This is a genomic window from Paenibacillus sp. ACRRY, from assembly GCF_022346995.1.
Lineage (GTDB): Bacteria > Bacillota > Bacilli > Paenibacillales > Paenibacillaceae > Paenibacillus.
The window spans coordinates 230,973-249,046 of sequence record NZ_JAKRNM010000001.1; the positions used below are offsets into that span (position 1 = coordinate 230,973).

12 protein-coding genes are annotated in these 18,074 nt (G+C 46.7%); 6 read left to right on the forward strand and 6 right to left on the reverse strand.

The genetic code is table 11. The features are described from left to right. Nucleotides 1-105 precede the first annotated feature (105 nt). Nucleotides 106-2,130 carry an ATP-dependent DNA helicase gene (locus tag MH144_RS01095; RefSeq protein WP_481857307.1) on the reverse strand — a complete coding sequence of 675 codons (2,025 nt, stop codon included), beginning with the start codon at nt 2,128-2,130 and terminating at the stop codon, nt 106-108. Nucleotides 2,131-2,313: 183 nt separating this feature from the next. Here MH144_RS01095 and MH144_RS01100 point away from each other — a divergent pair, with 183 nt between their 5' ends. Continuing rightward, nucleotides 2,314-4,566, forward strand: a complete 2,253-nt coding sequence (locus MH144_RS01100) for a glycoside hydrolase family 3 N-terminal domain-containing protein (protein WP_239296714.1) — start codon at nt 2,314-2,316, stop codon at nt 4,564-4,566. 140 nt (nt 4,567-4,706) lie between these two features. Here the strand turns inward: MH144_RS01100 and MH144_RS01105 are convergent, their stop codons facing one another. Together MH144_RS01105 and MH144_RS01110 are read right to left on the reverse strand one after the other, a co-directional pair. Beyond that, complete coding sequence (locus tag MH144_RS01105) at nt 4,707-4,916, reverse strand: hypothetical protein (RefSeq protein WP_239296716.1); 210 nt, start codon at nt 4,914-4,916, stop codon at nt 4,707-4,709. Continuing rightward, nucleotides 4,913-5,116: a helix-turn-helix transcriptional regulator gene (locus tag MH144_RS01110; protein WP_239296725.1), complete on the reverse strand. Its 204-nt coding sequence runs from the start codon at nt 5,114-5,116 to the stop codon at nt 4,913-4,915. The genes MH144_RS01105 and MH144_RS01110 overlap by 4 nt, the downstream gene beginning before the upstream one ends. 449 nt (nt 5,117-5,565) lie before the next feature. On the opposite strand from MH144_RS01110, the gene codB reads away from it, so the two are divergent. Both codB and MH144_RS01120 read left to right on the forward strand, forming a co-directional pair. Next, complete coding sequence (gene codB / locus MH144_RS01115) at nt 5,566-6,843, forward strand: cytosine permease (protein WP_239296727.1); 1,278 nt, start codon at nt 5,566-5,568, stop codon at nt 6,841-6,843. Further along, nucleotides 6,812-8,080, forward strand: a complete 1,269-nt coding sequence (locus tag MH144_RS01120; protein ID WP_239296729.1) for a cytosine deaminase — start codon at nt 6,812-6,814, stop codon at nt 8,078-8,080. Before codB ends, MH144_RS01120 begins: the two co-directional genes overlap by 32 nt. A 179-nt stretch (nt 8,081-8,259) precedes the next feature. Here MH144_RS01120 and pdxR read toward each other — a convergent pair whose 3' ends face one another. Continuing rightward, nucleotides 8,260-9,732: a MocR-like pyridoxine biosynthesis transcription factor PdxR gene (gene pdxR / locus MH144_RS01125; RefSeq protein ID WP_239296731.1), complete on the reverse strand. Its 1,473-nt coding sequence runs from the start codon at nt 9,730-9,732 to the stop codon at nt 8,260-8,262. A 215-nt stretch (nt 9,733-9,947) separates the two neighbouring features. Here pdxR and pdxS point away from each other — a divergent pair, with 215 nt between their 5' ends. Continuing rightward, nucleotides 9,948-10,832, forward strand: coding sequence for a pyridoxal 5'-phosphate synthase lyase subunit PdxS (gene pdxS, locus MH144_RS01130; RefSeq protein WP_212676968.1), 885 nt, complete (start codon nt 9,948-9,950; stop codon nt 10,830-10,832). 173 nt (nt 10,833-11,005) lie between these two features. On the opposite strand, the gene MH144_RS01135 is transcribed toward pdxS, so the two are convergent. Together MH144_RS01135 and MH144_RS01140 are read right to left on the reverse strand one after the other, a co-directional pair. Continuing rightward, nucleotides 11,006-12,730: a helix-turn-helix domain-containing protein gene (locus MH144_RS01135; RefSeq protein ID WP_239296733.1), complete on the reverse strand. Its 1,725-nt coding sequence runs from the start codon at nt 12,728-12,730 to the stop codon at nt 11,006-11,008. 180 nt (nt 12,731-12,910) lie between these two features. After that, nucleotides 12,911-13,861 carry an ABC transporter substrate-binding protein gene (locus tag MH144_RS01140; RefSeq protein WP_239296744.1) on the reverse strand — a complete coding sequence of 317 codons (951 nt, stop codon included), beginning with the start codon at nt 13,859-13,861 and terminating at the stop codon, nt 12,911-12,913. 245 nt (nt 13,862-14,106) lie between these two features. Between MH144_RS01140 and MH144_RS01145 the strand changes: the two genes are divergently transcribed. Beyond that, nucleotides 14,107-16,623, forward strand: a complete 2,517-nt coding sequence (locus MH144_RS01145; protein ID WP_343225988.1) for a GH39 family glycosyl hydrolase — start codon at nt 14,107-14,109, stop codon at nt 16,621-16,623. Between the two features lie 201 nt (nt 16,624-16,824). Next, nucleotides 16,825-18,057, forward strand: coding sequence for a PTS sugar transporter subunit IIC (locus MH144_RS01150; protein WP_239296753.1), 1,233 nt, complete (start codon nt 16,825-16,827; stop codon nt 18,055-18,057). Nucleotides 18,058-18,074: the final 17 nt, after the last annotated feature.

Sequence of the window (18,074 nt, forward strand, 5' to 3'; positions counted from 1 at the left end):
GTGACAAGGCCGTATCAGCTTTATTCAAGTCGAACGCTCGCAAATTCCGATTCTCTAATGTGTGTCCTCCACCAATCGTTTCACAGTCCTATCCAATTTTCCACCTTACCGTTGGATGCCCTTTTCGTGGACAAATTTTTTCAGTACCGAAAAATCCTCTGTCACCTTCTTAAAAGGCAATGTTTCCAGCACTTGATCCCGGTAATTCTTCCTGGCTGCGGAACTGAGACGGGAGTCAAGGATGCTGAGCACCCCAAGGTCTGTTTCACTGCGAATCAATCGTCCCGTTCCTTGCCGTAAACGAAGAAGCATGTCCGGTACAAACACGTCCATGAACGAATTTTCCGATACACTAGCCTTATACTCATAGATGGGGTCGGATGGAACAGGGAAGGGCAGCCGAAAAACAATGACTTGTGACAGGTCAGGGCCCTCGATATTCACACCTTCCCAGAAAACGCCTGTGCTAAGCAACACACCTTTACTTGCCCGGAATTCAGCAATCACCTCATCTTGGGAAGATCCCTCCTTCTGAACATGTACCGCCCATCGATGCTTGCTCACATCCGAGATCAACTTCTTATGAATATACTTCATGTCTTCCTTGGCAGAAAAAAGGACCAGTGTTCTTCCTTGAGTAAGATTACAGAGCTGAATCATTTCGTGGTAGGCGGCTTCAAGATACAGCTCGCGCTGATCATAATGATAGGTTGGAATCTTGTTCGAGATGTACATCATGGCATGGTTGGTGTAATCAAATGGAGAAGGTTTGCGGTCCATATAATCTCCCCTGTAACCAAGCGATTGTGTTAAATAGGAATATTGTTCTTCCAGCGTTTCTCCGCCTTGACACATCGTTGCGGACGTGAGTATCACCGAAGTTTTGCCGTTAAACAACGTGTGTTTCAGAAACTGGCTTATATCTTTGGGACAGATGCTGATTGTGGTCGCACGAAGTGTCCTGCTTGCCCAACTAAGATGATTTTCGTCTGTGTTAGCCAGAACATCCATGAGAGATATTAGCCCGTTCACAGCTTCATAAACTTCGTCAATCTCCCGCTCGTTGCGGGAGGTCAGAACCGATAAGCGGAGACTAAAGTCCTTCAAATGTTGGGAGACTTGGCGAAATGGAATGCCTTGAATCTCAGAAATTTTGATACGGTCGCTATCCTGTTTGGCCTCTCGGAGCAGATCTGCGTCAATTTGTTTGAAAATATGCTGAGTATATCTTTTCATGAATTTGGATTGGGAAAGAAGACTCTTATCCATAGACTGCTTCATGAGCAATTGCACCGTGTCGTCCAGCGTACGGTAGATGCCTCTTAACGTGAACTCGAGCGTTCTTGCGTCCCTAACTTTGGCCTCCAAATTATGGGCTTCATCAATGATGATTAGAGCCGGACGTTCTGTAATGATGCCCCTTGTTCCTTCTTTTTTCTTCATCAGATCCCGGATGAGCAGATCCTGATTCACAATAATAAAATCAATCTCGCTTGGCCTTGCATTAATTTTGGCTCTCATTTCGTAAAACAAGCATCCATTTTTATGATGACAACGTTCGAATTGGCAATCATTTACGGACACGTTAGACCATTCGGCATCACTAATACCACCTTGGATGTCCGCTCTTTCATCAATTTCATAATTGATTACTCGCTGGGCAAGGGTGGACAATGGGGAACTGGGGTCGTCTGGTTTGAACAACTCTGCAGCCCTTTTTCGGCAAGCATACTGCCCCATGCCTTTCCCTACGACGGAGCGAACTGTAGTGAAGCCGAGCCGGCTACCGATGACGCGAAGATCCTTATGTATCTGTTCCGAAAGCTGAATGGAGGATGTGGCGATAATAATGGGCTGATGTGAAACTTGATTAATGAGCAGACTGGGAATGAGATATCCAAATGACTTGCCGATACCCACACCGGCTTCAATCATGGCATTGCGCCCGTTAACATAGGCATCCGTGATATCCAGAGACATATCCTGCTGCCCAATCCGCTCGCGAAGACCCATTCGGGGAAAACGGTCATACACCCGAAAGATGCCATCAACGAGCGAGCGTTCGAGGTCCTTTTTCGGTTTGCGTTTCTGTGATTTGGAGAGTTCATTTAACCAGTTCAAGACAATCACCTCACTTCCTAATGTAAAATCTTCCGCTTCGGCTATTTTTAGTGAAACCCTAATTATCTTAGATGCGTCATTTACAGTCAAGTGTACATAAGCGATGATCAAGTCCATGGCTATAAAACGCAACTAAACGTATATCAATAGCGTCTATTTATCTTACATAGAACAGCAACAGGAGTGAAACAAATGCAGCGAAAAATGATAGGCATATTCGGCGCCGTTCTCGGCTCCATGCTCATATGGGCGGGAAATGCAGCCGCGGAAGAGCGTTTTAGCGACCTACAGTATTCGAAGTGGGCAGAAGACGGTATTGAATATATGGCGAAGCGGGGAACTGTCGCAGGGTACGGAGATGGGAAATTTAAACCCGCAGGGCTTGTCACAAGAGCACAGGCTGTTACCTTTCTGGTGCGTGAGCTATATCCGGAACAGCTTGAGAAACCCGCTGAAGGTACAACCTACTCTGATGTTCCAAAGACACATGCCTTTAATAAAGAAATTGCGATAGCTTCTAAAAATGGACTTGCCAGCGGATTCCCGGATGGTTCCTTCCGTCCGGATGCACCGCTTAGCCGCGCTGAAACTGCAGCTTTCTTAACGCGCGCATATTCTCTATCCGAAGGCAAGCAAACCGTCAATTGGTCCGATACAGAAAACCATTGGGCAGCAGCGCCGATTCTCGTCATGAGCTCCAATGGTTTGGTCGGCGGATATTCTGATGGCACCTACCGTCCGAATCAAACGGTCACGCGAGCAGAATATGCCGTATTTATGTCACGATTGATTCAGTTCGAACGCCAGGCAGCGATACAATCACAGGATTGGGACAAGTTGATATCTTATATGACCGTGAGTGAGCAGGTCGGTCAGATGCTTATGCCTGACATTCGGCAGTGGAACGGGAAAGTGACAACGACAGTCAATGAAGGATTGAAAAGCAGCATCCATAATCAGGATCTGGGTGGCTTAATCCTTTTTGATAAAAATATTGTGGACACTCGGCAGATCACAACATTCACGCACAATCTGCAAATGGAAGCAGGGGATATTCCGATGTTTCTTGGCATTGACCAGGAGGGAGGCGTGATTAAGCGAATCCCTGGTGGGACCAATTTGCCCGGTCAAATGGCTCTAGGCGCAACTGGAGATTCAGCCCTGGCCGAAGCGGCCGGACAGCTGACGGGCGAAGAACTGAAAGCACTGGGGCTGAATATCAACTTTGCGCCAGTACTCGATATTAACAGTAATCCAGACAACCCGATCATCGGTATGCGATCATTCAGTTCAGATGCAGATCTGGTCACCAGACTTGGTCTCGCAACGATAACAGGGCTGCGTCAATCGGGCGTCATTGCGGCAGTTAAACATTTTCCAGGACACGGAGACACGACGGTGGACTCCCATCTCGGATTGCCGGTACTGACGCATAACCGCGAGCGGCTCGATTCGGTGGAGCTGAAACCTTTTCAGGCTGCAATCGAGAACGGGGTGGAGATGATCATGACTGCACACATTGCTTTTCCTGCCATAGACAACGAACAGGTCACTTCGCTGAAAGACGGACAACGCGTGCCTGTTCCTGCCACGTTATCCAAAAAGGTATTGAATGGTCTGCTTCGGGAAGAGCTGGGGTATGAGGGGCTCATCATTTCAGATGCGTTCACCATGGATGGGATAGCGGAACATTTTGGTGAAGATAAAGCGGTAGAACGGGCTGTGAACGCAGGTGTGGATATCATCCTAATGCCGCAGGATTCTGCGGCTGCTCATCAAACACTCGTGAATGCGGTGAAGAACGGAACGATTCCGATCGATACCATTCATGCGTCCGTTGAGCGCATTTTGGAGCTAAAAGCGAAATATGGCTTGTTTGAACGCAGTGAAAGCCTTTCGTATAAGTTAGCTGAGCTTAACAAAGTGATCGGTTCACAGGGACATCGCGAGGTGGAGCGGAAAATCGCAGAGCGAGCAGTCACCCTGTTGGCCAGCCGTGACGGTAAACGCCCGGATTCATTGCAACAAGGAGATCGGGTCGTAATTGTTGCAGCGGAGGAAGAGACGGCTAAGCAGCTTGAGAGACAGTTGAAGCTCGATTCAAATAACCTGTCGTTACAGACGGAAATTGCCATACTTGGACAAACACAAACCAAAGAGACGGTTGCCAAAGCCGATTATGTCATCCTGGCTTCCTACCAGTTCCGTAACGTGGCCAGTCAGTTTGGATGGACTGCTTATCAAACCCTAATTAATGAGATGAACACTCGAAATCAACGCTACACGCTATTGTCGCTCGGCAATCCTTATGAAACGATATATCTGAAGAACATTCGCTCAGGACTTGCTGTTTATGGCAAACAGGAACCCAATACAGAAGCCGGAATCAATGTACTGCTTGGTCATCAAGAAGCTACCGGCAAGTTGCCTGTGAAAACGAATTAAAACAAGGGAAGCAGGCATTCTACCATTAGATAGGTTATACAGAATATGAAATCCAAATAAGCCGCGCTTAGTGCGGCTTATTTTTTCGTTATTGCTTTTTATATGGCTTAGAGGGTCTAAATTAAGTCTAGAAGGGACTGCTATTGCGTTTTTCTTTTGTAGTACACCCTAGACCAGAGGAATACCGCATTGCCTGCCAAAAGGATTGAAAATTCCCAGCCTGTTTTACCTGTAGCCATCCAATTCACTAGAGACAAAACCAGCAAAGCTAGGGTGAAAAATATGTACGCATTCTTGGCGGATTTCTCAGTTTGGACCTGTTCCATTTCATCCGCTTTTCGCAACTTCATACTGAATCCTCCTCAAAGATGAATAATTGATCAACGACGGTTTCAAGGTGAACTGCTAATCGAAAGGCCAAAGATAACGTGGGATCATACTTATCGTTTTCTATTGCATTGATGGTTTGTCTTGTTACGCCACATTTTTTCGCAAGCTCATCTTGCGAGATTCTCATTTTTTTGCGGAGATCCCTAATATTATTCTTCAAGAATTTTCGTCACCCAACCTTAGGAATGTAAAATACTATTTACATATTTATCTTAATTAATATTTAATTATATGTCAAAAACTTTTTACATTCTATTTGCTTGAATTATAATTATTACGGCTGAAAGAAGGCTGGGGATGCGCAGTTTAAGTCCGAAAGCATGTCTCTAATACACTGTTTGGATAATAATTACATTGACATCTGTGGCGTTTTCCAAAATAATAGAACGTAATTGAATACTGGTACCTTTAATTCAGTCCAGAGAGGCTGGCAAGGGCAGCGGATTTTTATAATCACGCGTGAAACAGGGCATATTCCGTTCAGGGATGCTCTGCGTCTTCGCGCGGGTTATGATGCAAAAAAGAGGCTACTTGTCAGTTTACGACCTGACGAGTAGCCTCTTTTTTCTGCTTTTTGGTATCAGGACACTTTAAGTTGGGGGTATTCTGATGAGCAAACAAGATCAAGAATTTTCATGGCAGGCAGTGCCAAAAACGCAGAGAAACCATTTTTGGAAGACGTTGTCCGTTATGCTGGGGTTCACATTTTTCTCAGCAAGCATGCTGGCAGGAGGAACGCTTGGTGTCAGCTTAACGTTTATGGAGTTCATTGGCATCGTGCTTGCAGGTAATTTGGTCCTTGGGATTTATACCGGAGCACTCGCACATATCGCGGCGAAGACAGGTTTGTCCACACACTTGCTGGCCAAATATGCATTTGGTGAGAAAGGATCGTATCTGCCTTCGTTCCTGCTTGGCTTCACACAGGTTGGATGGTTCGGTGTCGGCGTAGCCATGTTCGCGATTCCGGTCGCCAAAGCGATGGATTGGAATGTGTACCTATTAATCATCGTGTTTGGTCTCGCCATGACGGCGTCTGCCATCTTCGGTATGAAGTCACTTGTCATTTTGGGTTATATCGCGGTTCCGGCCATTGCCATTCTCGGGAGTTACTCCATGTTCGAAGGTGCAGACACGCTGGGTGGCCTGCAAGGATTGTTTGATTACACGCCGGCACAGTCGCTTACTGCAGCAGCTGCACTAACCATTTGTATCGGATCATTTATCAGCGGTGGTACGTTAACGCCAGACTTTGCCCGGTTCTCCCGTACTTCACGCCAGGCAGTTACCGCAACAGTTATTGCATTCTTCCTGGGTAACTCGCTCATGTTCCTGTTCGGTGCAGTAGGCGCCATGGCCTATAACCTGGCAGATATTTCGGAAGTTATGTTCCTGCAAGGTTTGATCATTCCTGCGATCATCGTTCTGGGATTGAATATCTGGACAACGAATGACAATGCTCTATATGCTTCGGGACTTGGTTTTGCCAACATCACTAAAATTTCGAAGAAATTCTTCGTCATCATTAACGGCATCGTGGGTACCATCTTTGCAATGTGGATGTACAACAACTTCGTAGGTTTTCTGAACGTACTCGGTGCTGCCGTACCGTCCATCGGGGCCATTATCATTGCAGATTACTTCTTCGTGAAGCGCAGAAATTATAAACCGTTTGCCGAGATGACTTTCAAAACGGTAAACTGGATAGCGATGGCTGCTTGGGCCATCGGTGTGGCTTTCGCTCAGCTGGCACCTGGAGTAACACCGCTGAATGCACTTCTTGGTACAGCAGTAGCCTACATCGTACTTATGCTGATCGTATCTGCGAAAGAATCCAAAGAAAAGGGGAAAATAAATGATTATACAGAACGCGAAATTGCGGGGTAAAGAAGGGCTATGGAATATCGTCGTAAAAGACGGGAAGTTTGAACAAATCACGCAGGAGCCAGCTGCTACCGCCAACGAGGAAGTATTCGACGTGGGCGGTTCGCTTGTACTGCCACCGTTCATTGAGCCTCATATTCATTTGGATACAACGTTAACGGCAGGTGAGCCGGAATGGAATTTGAGCGGTACGCTGTTCGAAGGCATTCAGCGTTGGTCCGAACGCAAAGCATTCCTGACGCATGAAGACGTTAAAACACGTTCCAAAACGGCGCTGAAATGGCAAATGGCGCAGGGCATCCAGCATGTGCGGACACATGTTGACGTTACTGATCCAAGCCTGACGGCCGTTAAAGCGATGCTTGAAGTAAAAGAAGAAATGGCCCCTTACATTGACATCCAGCTTGTTGCTTTCCCTCAGGAAGGTATTCATTCCTATCCAAACGGTGTGGAACTGATTGAAGAATCGCTGAAAATGGGCGTTGACGTCGTCGGAGGCATTCCGCACTTCGAATTCACGCGAGAATACGGCGTCGATTCAATGAAGGTTGCATTCGACCTGGCTGAGAAATATGACCGTCTAATCGACATTCACTGCGATGAAATCGATGATGAGCAATCCCGTTTCGTGGAAGTTGTTGCCAAGGAAGCCTACGAACGTGGGCTGGGTTCCCGTACGACAGCGAGTCATACGACGGCAATGGGCTCCTACAATGACGCCTATACGTACAAGCTGTTCAGATTGCTGAAAATGGCTGACCTGAACTTCGTCTCCAACCCGCTGGTTAACATCCACCTGCAGGGACGCTTCGACACGTATCCGAAAAGAAGAGGACTGACTCGTGTCAAAGAGCTGCAGGAAGCAGGTCTGAACGTGTGCTTTGGTCACGATGACATCTTCGATCCATGGTATCCGCTCGGTACAGGTAACATGCTTCAGGTCCTGCATATGGGTATCCATGCTTCCCAGCTGCTTGGTTACGATCAGATCGTGAATTCTATCGACCTGATTACCAAAAACAGTGCAAGAACGCTCCACATCGAGGATGTGTACGGCATTGAAGAAGGCAAGCCGGCCAACTTCATCGTTCTGGAAGCGGAGAATGAATATGAAGCCATCCGCAAACAAGCCGGTGTGCTCTACTCGTTCAGAGGCGGCCGCAAAATCGCGGAAACGAAACCACGGGACACATCGATCATTCTTGAAGGCGGTTTGGAGAAGGTAACATTTAATAAATAAGCAATGAGAAGCAATGAAATAGGAGTATCATACATTAACAATGCCTAGGCATTAAACAAAAAAATCCCCTCGGGGTGACAGGATCAATCAGAGATCACACATGCCTGTGAGTTCTTCCTGCCACACATGAGGGGATTTTTTTTACTGTTATTAAAGAGACAAATTGCCTCATGATGGAGCTAATGCGCTAGAGCTTTTTGTAATCTCGCTACGCCTTCCTGTATTTGGGCATCCGACAAATGGGCAAAAGATAAATAAATACCAACTTTCATGCCATCCGATGTTGAACTGCTGACTTCCGAGTAGTGGACCCCTTCCGATCTGGCGGATGCCCGAAAGGCTTCATAAGCTGAGGCTTTACCCCGCCACCACCCGAATACGTGCAGACCCGCTTCATTTTCCACCCAATCAAACCATGTAGAGAGCTGCTGATTCAACAGCTTGAGTAACATATGGAACTTGCGGCTGTACAGACGATTCATCCTGCGCAGATGGCGCTCATACTGACCGCTTGTCATAAATGCTGCGAGCGCCCGCTGTTCGATGAGATTGACAGGTCTTGGCTCATACAATGCCTGGGCCTTTCTAAAGGTGTCTGCCAAGGTGGGAGGGAGGACCACATAGCCCAGCCGGACTTCAAAAGGCAATGTTTTGGTAAAGCTTCCAAGGTAAATGACGCGCCCTTCTTTATCGAGTGTTTTCAGAGGTTCAACATGCATTCCTCGATATCGGAACTCACTGTCGTAATCATCCTCGATAATCATGGCATCCCGGCGATGTGCCCAGTCCAGCAGGGTTTGTCTGCGTTCGAGACTAAGCATTTCACCGGTTGGAAATTGCCTCGATGGGGTGACAAACAACATACGTGCATCCCAGTTTTGGGGAACCAGTCCCTGACCATCGAGATTGGCTTCAATCAACTTGGCGCCCGCAGCCAGAATCGCTTGAGAAATTCCGACATAACAAGGGCTTTCCGTCACGACATGATCGCCAGGGTCTGCGAGCAACTGAGTGAGCAGGGCTATAGCCTGCATTGAACCTGCCGTTACGGCGATATGATCCGCATCTACATGAATCCCCCGCATTCTCCGCAGATAGGCAGCAATGGCTTCTCTTAATTTCGGGTCTCCTGTTGAACTAACAGAGGCAGAAGTATGGATAACGTGCTCCTCACGATGCCGTATTTCTGCATACAATCGATTATTCCATTCATCGTAAGGGAACTTGGATAGATCCGGCTGATATTTGCTGAAGTCGATAACTTCACGGCTCTCTTTGTTGTGGTCACGGCTTTGTGTCGTTCGTTGAACGGACTGCTGCTCAAGCTGCTGAATACGGTTTCCCCAAGCTGACAAGTGATGAGTACAGGATTTTACTGGGTACTCCTCATTGCTTAAATCTGCTTGATAAGCGACAAAGGTACCTCTTCCGTGCTCTGACTGAAGGTAACCTTGAGCAGTTAACGTATCATAGACCTGGTTCACGGTTCCTCGGGAAATGTGATATGACGCAGCTAATTCCCTTGTGGATGGTAACTTTTCGCCGTAAACAAGATTACCTTCATGAATAGCATCACGCACCGCATGATAGAGAGCCTTCATCTTGGTATATTGTCGGTTTATATAGGAACTGTAGGCTAGATGAAATTGCATAGATCCTCCAATGGTTAGGTAAAGTGGTTCAATACATTCGAAGTGGTACAATAAAATCCGGTGATATTGGATCTTTTTATGTATCCATTCTCATTTTATACTAATTCATAGTTTGAGGGGAAACAATAGTGGCATCGAAAAATAGATCATTTACATTTGCTGAAATAAGATGTCCTTTTTGAAAAACAATCAAAAGTTAAACTGGGAGGATTACAATCATGCAAACAGGTACAGATCGTGTTAAAAGAGGAATGGCTGAAATGCAAAAAGGTGGGGTCATCATGGACGTCATGAATGCAGAACAGGCTAAAATTGCGGAAGCAGCTGGGGCCACAGCTGTAATGGCTCTTGAGCGGGTACCTTCTGATATTCGCGCAGCCGGTGGTGTAGCTCGCATGGCAGATCCAACGATCGTTGAAGAGGTTATGAAAGTGGTATCCATCCCGGTGATGGCCAAAGCACGTATCGGTCATTACATCGAAGCCAAAGTGCTTGAATCCCTGGGCGTGGATTATCTCGATGAGAGTGAAGTACTGACGCCTGCTGACGAAGTATTCCATATTGATAAACATGAATTCACTGTACCATTTGTATGTGGAGCCAAAGATTTGGGAGAGGCTCTTCGCCGCATTGGTGAAGGCGCATCGATGATTCGTACCAAAGGGGAGCCGGGAACAGGCAATATTGTTGAAGCTGTTCGTCATATGCGTCTGATTAACAGCCAAATCCGCAAAGCCCAAAACATGTCCAAGGACGAGTTGTATGCTGAAGCGAAAAACCTGGGTGTATCTTATGAGCTTCTGCTCGAAGTACACGAGAATGGCAAACTTCCAGTCGTTAACTTTGCTGCAGGCGGTGTAGCCACTCCGGCGGATGCTGCACTTATGATGCATTTGGGCGCAGACGGTGTATTTGTTGGATCCGGTATCTTCAAATCAGATAGCCCTGAGAAGTTCGCTCGTGCCATTGTCGAAGCGACAACGCATTACACGGATTACAAACTGATTGCCGAAGTGTCCAAAAACCTGGGTGCACCGATGAAAGGGATTGAGATTTCCAAACTGTCTGCGGATGAGCGTATGTCCGATCGCGGTTGGTAAGAAATAAGGGACTTCAATATGAAGTAGGTAGTCTAAATAGTTAGAAATAAAGCCGATCAATGGAGTAAAATTGATCGGCTTTTTTGTTATTCTTATGAGAATAATGCAGGGCCACGCTCGTAAACTCGATTGAATTCGGCAGCAGGTGGAAGTAGACTACCCGACGGACATTCTTACATTAGTTTTGCTGCCAGTTCCGCCTTGGCAAAAATAGAAGGAAGAACCTTCAAAAGTCTCTCGCGGGTAATGGGATCGTCATAATTCCAACCGCTTTCTACCACATGGACTTTGCCTGGTGTCAGGGTTGTGAGCACTGAAAGCAGCGGATGGGGGGAAGCTAATCGCAGCTCCTGTTGGGATACCAGCACGAAGTTACGTTCCCCGGTGTAGTGGCTAATTTCGTTTGGCTTAATTTGAATCCAAGGTTTGCCATCCTCGATCAGCTGATGGACTTGCACAGAGGGACGAAAGCCGAGGGACTCATATAAGGTAGCCGCAAAGCCAGTCCGCCCCATCACATACACCTTCTGCCCCAACCTGAGATAGACGGTTGCATGTTCTCCCACGATATATTGACCTGCCAGATGCCGTCTTACTCGCCTTACACCGTTCTCGTAGCGCTCAATCCATTGCTCAGCTGCTTTGCCGCGATTGAACAGGTCGGCAATGTAACGAAGACCCTCATAGGTACTGTAGTTGGTGTCACGGTAGACAATCGTGGGAGCAATGGCATCCAAATGAGGCAGATGCTGCTCGCAATAATTACCCAGCAGCATTAGATCCGGATTCAGCTGCGATACTTGATCTGGTACTGCCTGCAGTCCAATATCGATAATACGATGAAGTTTGTTTTTATACATGACTTGTGACTTCATGGTCGCGATACCCGCCCCGACAGGGCTGATCCCAATGGCAAGCAACTCGCCGAGGGTATTCGTACCAGTAGCGACGATACGCGTTGCTTCTTCGGGAAGATGCACCTGTCTACCTAGCGCATCGGTTATGGTTCGCTGTCTTTTACGGAGTTGTTTATTGGCATACTCTCGCGGCGGACAGCCTGTAAGCTGCTGAAAACGGCGACTGAAATAATATTCATCCTTGTAGCCGACTTGCCGGGATATTTCCCGTAATGGCTCCGTTGAACTCGCCAGCAGCAGCTTGGCTTGATTAACCCGCAGCTCTGCAAGGTAATCCGTAGGCTTTTTGCCTGCAATAGCCTTAAACAACTTACTATATTTCCAACGTACCATCCCGGCCATCTCAGCCAAAAGCTCTACCGTTAAATCCTCGTTGTAGTGCTGTGTCATGTAGCTTATGGTACGCTCGACGGATTGTTCATCGCTTACTGAAGCAGGGGGCGCTTGCTCCAACTGAGCCATCATCCCGAGCACCAATTGCAGTCTTGCCTGTAGAATTGAGAGCGCTGTGCCGGGTTTGGTGCTGCTTTTCCTGTGCCGGCTACCTTGTTCATGCTCTTGGTTATGTCCTTGCAGCGGGCGTGATGCTGCCCATTCCTCACTTGCCAGTGCGAGTTTTAATGTGGAAACAGGCAGGTTGTAAGAGCATCCTGGAATAAGAGGCGGGCAAGCAACAGGATGCAAGGCCAACTCCTTTACTTCAAAAGTCAGAAAGGTAAACCGAAAGACCTTCGCTTGCTCGCGAGTCGTTTCTAAACTGTAGGATTGCTGCGGCGGGAGCATAATACAGCCGCCTTGGCGCAAATCTTGGGCAATACCATTTGTGTGCAGGCGAACACCTCGATCGAGGGAAATGAGTAGCGTACAGCAATCGGCGTCGCCCATCTCAGTTGGTGTACATCGTTTTTCGGTTTTCGGAGGGAGGGAAAGGTCAAGAAGAGTAAATTGCTTCAGCTGTATGTATAGGGAAGTCATTTGCATGCTAATGTTCTCCAATCTAATGATAATAATTCTCAGGTGGTAACAGTTTAACATATTTTTCACCTCACTGACCCTAGAATTAGGATCAGGTATTATATGTGTTGCAGGTCGATGCAATTAGAAAAACCCCCAGCCACAGGCTGGGGGATTAACTGCTTACTGCTTATCATGACAATGATTTTATTGACGGTTCATCCACTTTGGCAGCTCATCAAGCAGCTGCTCCAGCGCTAAGAGGTTATCGGTATTCCATTCAGCGGAGGCAGTATACACACGTCCTTGCTGAACGGCAGGCAACGATTTCCATAATGTGCTTTGCAGCAGCCGATCTGACTCTGTTTGGCTCTCTTCATTATCAAGAACAAGCACGAAGAGATGGTCGCCTGCATACTCCGGCAGTAATTCTTCCGATAATTCAATAAACGTTTGGTTGTTGTCGACTATATTTTCTTGAATGGCTGGCGGAATTGCGAATCCGTGTTCACCGTACAGGATTACCCCTAGGGAGCGATTGCCCATGACATAGAGCTGTTTGCCCAACTGCAGGAAGATGGTGGCCGTCTCGCCATCTGCCAACTGCAACTTGTCCCACATCGCTTCCGCTTGAGTATCAAATGCGGTAATCCACTTTTCCGCCTCGTCCTGTTTGCCGAATATTTTGCCAAGTTCATGCACACGTTCCTTGAACGGTAGCGCTGAATTAAAAGGAATCGTAGGTGCTATCTTGGTAAAAGCTGTGTTCCGATCGGCATCTTGCGTGTAACCATTCAATATCAAGTCAGGCTGGAGGGCGGTGATCGCCTCCAAATCGCCTGGATTGCCGACATCCTCAATACCGTCCAACTTCCCTTCCATATAGCTTCCATCGGCATGAATGAGATTTGCCCCGACGACGGGAATGTCCATTGCGAGCAGATCGCCAAGCGCACTACCCAGATAAATGACCCGCTGCGGCTGAGCCGGAATTTCGGTTTGTTCGCGTGTTTGGGTGGAATAGCTTACGGTTGACGCACTGGCCTCTGCAGACTCCTGAGAAGAATTGCTTTCCGCACGACTGCACGCCGCGAGTAAGGATAGAAGAAGGAAGCTTGCTCCCCATATCATTAGTTGTTTCCTGAATACGTTGTTCATTTCTGTTGTCCCCTGCTTTCTATGTGTGTTAATGATAATGATTATCAATTACATTGTAATTATAGGCATCTTCCATAGGACGGACAATGTAAAAATCGCATCAAATTTGTTTGGACAAATGTTATGGAAGATTTTTATACAGACAAACGAACAAAGCTGGCCGTTCTTGATGTAACGGATATTACAAGGACCTGCTTGTTGATATCTTCAAAATGCTGTGTCTATAATAAGCGGTATGAAGGAAGGTGCAGACCATTCGCTATCTATATGAGTTTATTCAACATCACGACGATCTGCCTATGAAACTCTTCGTGAACTCAGTGAAACATATCGATTTCCATTGGCATAAGGAAGTGGAAGTGGTCTATGTTCTCCATGGCTCTATCAACATGTATCTGGACCAGCAGCAGTATACACTGCAAGAAGATGATTTGATTGTGGTAAACAGCATGTCCGTGCACAAGATTGAACGAACCAATCAGGACAACGTGTTACTAACATTGCAGTTTGGTCCGGAGTTGATGAACAATAATGCGTTTATCTCCTGTAACTCTGCCCAGACCGTGGAGCAGGACGTTCCCCGGCTGTATAGCATTAAACAACATCTTGCACAGATGGTATGGGAGATCAACAAAAAAACGCCAGGGTATCAAAATTTCACCATGGGCAGACTACAGATGTTATGCGGCTACCTGCAAAGGTACTTTTCCAGTGGAACAAATCCGACGTTGGAAGAAGGCAGCAAGGATTATGATTATAAAAGGCTGAACAGGGTCCTCACATATATTGATATTCACTACAATGAGAAGATTACGCTTCAGGATATGGCACATTCCGAGCATTTAAGCTTGCATTATTTTTCCCACTTTTTTACTGATAAGATCGGGATACCTTTCCAAAAATATCTGACCCTTATACGCTTGGAGAAAGCCCAGGCCCAACTGGCAGCAAATGATAAAAAAATATCCGAAATCGCTCTGGATTGCGGGTTCGCCAACATCAAGCTGTTTAACAAATACTTCAAGGAAAAGTATGGTTGCACGCCCGGTTCCTACCGTGAAGCTTCGCGTACACCGGAGCCTCATCAGTTGAACGTGAACCGTAAGCCCAAAACGTATGAGGAATCTTCAAGCGGGGATTATTACGAGATGGAAACGCTGAACGCGATTGGCTCACTGTATCGATATCTGGATGCCAAGGGCGACGCGGAACAGGAGACGCTCCCAATATCTTCTGTGAATCATCTGTCAGACCAAACTTATATTGAAGTTATTGCGGATCAGACATCGTTCGTCTACGAAAAGCACTGGAATATCACCATGACGGCAGGGAGAGCCATCGAAGGTTTGCGTGAAGATTGGCGGAAGCAGCTGTCCGCATTAAAAGGAAAAGTACCTTTTCAATATATTCGATTTCACGGCATATTTAATGATGAGATGATGGTGTACAGCGAAACGGAGCAAGGCATTCCTGTCTATAACTGGTCTTATGTGGACAAGTTGTATGATTTCTTGCTGGATCAGGGAGTTCGGCCATTCGTGGAATTAAGCTTTATGCCGAGCCAGCTGGCGAGATCCAAAGAAACGTTGTTTTGGTGGAGGGGGAACATTAGTCCGCCATCTGACCCTGCCAAGTGGCAGGCACTTGTTCGCGAGTTCATCAGGCACTGTTTGAATCGTTATGGGACGGAAGAAGTGAAGAAGTGGTATTTCGAAGTATGGAACGAGCCTGATCTGGCTGGCGTTTGTTGGGCAGGAAGCAAGGAAGAATATTTTGCTTTTTACGAATTGACCGTCCACGCCATCAAAACTGTATTGCCCGATCTGAGAGTGGGAGGCCCAGCGATGGGTTATGGATCTCTTTGGAACGATACGTGGGCTGAGGAGTTTCTGTCATACTGCAGCAAGCGTGAAGTTGCTCTCGACTTTTTCTCGTTCCATATCTATTCGGAGTATCCCAAGCGGAAAGTTGAAGAGGATCGCTTGACTCAAATCATGCCGCCTTCGTTTTATAAGGAAAGTATCGATCTTTTACGACAAAAAATGAAGGCGTCTTCGTACGGGCCTATTGAACTCCATGTCACCGAGTGGAACTTTTCGCTGTATGACCGTAACTTGCTGCACGATACCATGTTCATGGCTCCGTTTGTCATTTATCACACCATGAATACACTCGGTGATGTGAAAGCCATGGCTTTTTGGTCTTTTACCGATGTGTTCGAAGAAAGCATCGTTCCAACTTCTCCTTTCTATGGAGGCTTTGGCCTGATCAATCGCGATGGTCTGAAGAAACCTAGCTATTATGCATTTGAGCTTATGCAGAAGCTGGGTGATGAGCTGCTAATCAAGGGAGACGGTTATGTCGGAACGCGAAAAAGTGACGGGAGCATGCAATTTCTGTTCTATCATTATGTGCATGTAGATCAGCTATTTGCGAGTGGAGATTGGTCTGAATTATCCTGTTCAACCCGATATGACGTATTTGAGGAGAAAGGCAGCAAAGCTTTTGAACTCACGCTTAACAAGCTCCCTGGGCCTTATAAATGCACCAGTTATCAACTCGATCGGGATCATGGATCCGTATTTGATGAGTGGATACGCATGGGATCGCCATACGCCTTAACGGAAGAAGAGATCTCTTATCTGGAAGGTAGGAGCGGTCCTGTTATGGAGACAGAGATGATTAGGGATGAATGTTGGCGCAGAGAGGTTTTGCTCCCGCCACATGGCGTGACGCTGCTCATTTTGAATAGACAATATTAGAAACAGTATCTTTAAGGCATCCTTTCGGCAATGGAGGGATGTTTTTTGTTGTTTATTTCTTGTACAGGCAGGCAAGCTAGAACGTAGGACTAGAAATGGACAAAAAACGAACCATCAAGTCGCAAGTTCCAACAAGAAAGCGTTCACACGAATCGATATACTATGGTTGTGGCAGCTAAGAGGAAGACAGGGGGAGTTTGGATGAAGCGTTTCATGAAATGGATGACAGATTCGTTTGCGCCAAGATTGGAGGCGTTTACGAATAATATTTGGGTTTCTTCGATTCAGGAAGCCATCATGGTCGCCATTCCGATGATATTCATCGGTTCGATTATTACATTGATTTCAATTTTGCAGGACTTTATTCCGGGTATGCCGGACCTGACACCGATCACGACATTCAGTTTCGGTTTGCTTGGGTTGTTTATTGCTTTCTTGACGCCTTATGTGGTGATGGAAAAAAAGGAGCGACACAAAATCAAGCTGCTGGCGGGAATGACAGGAGTATCCCTGTTCGCTATGCTGCTTAACCCGACAATAAACGAAGATGGTACCATTCAGTTCATCCTTGAACGATTTGGACCATCGGGCATGATCACAGCACTTTTGGTGGGTGTATTCGTTGCTCTTGTGATGATCATGTGCAACAAATTTTCGTTCTTCAAAAAGGGGTCTTCACTTCCCGAATTCATTATGGACTGGTTCGACTTTCTCGTACCGATCGCCCTGGTATTAACAACAGGATGGGTTCTCGTATATCAGCTTCATTTTGATATTTTTGGTCTGATTGTGAACGTATTCGAGCCGATCAATGCTGTAGGACAAAGTTTAACTGGATTTTTATTATTTAATTTTATCGGCGTAGTGCTCTATTCCTTCGGCGTGAGCCCATGGGTTATGACACCGATCTGGTACGCGATCTGGATACCTGCAATTGAACAGAATGCTTCTCTCATTGCAGCGGGACAAGATCCGGTCAATATCAACACATTTGAAACCTTCTTCTCCGGATGGCTTGGTATTGGAGGGATGGGAGCGACATTGCCGTTAGTAGTTTGGTTCCTGATGGCTCGATCCAAAAAGCTGAAATCTGTCGGTAAAGCGACCATCATTCCGTCCTTGTTCAACATCAATGAACCTGTGGTGTACGGAGCGCCGATTGCCTTTAATCCGCTGCTCATGGTGCCCATGTGGATCAATGCGCTCATTACGCCGGTGATTGTATACTTCGCTCTCGACTGGGGTTGGGTGCGGATTCCAAGCCAGATCTTCCAGCTATGGTACACGCCGATTGGCCTGTCCACCTATATTATGTCTGGGTTTAACGGTCTTATTTTGCTGGCTGTGGTTCTGCTCATTGTATTTGTTGTATGGTTCCCGTTTTTCAAACTGTATGATGCACAGGAACTGAAGAAAGAACAGGAACAAAATTAAATAAAAAGGGTGATTAC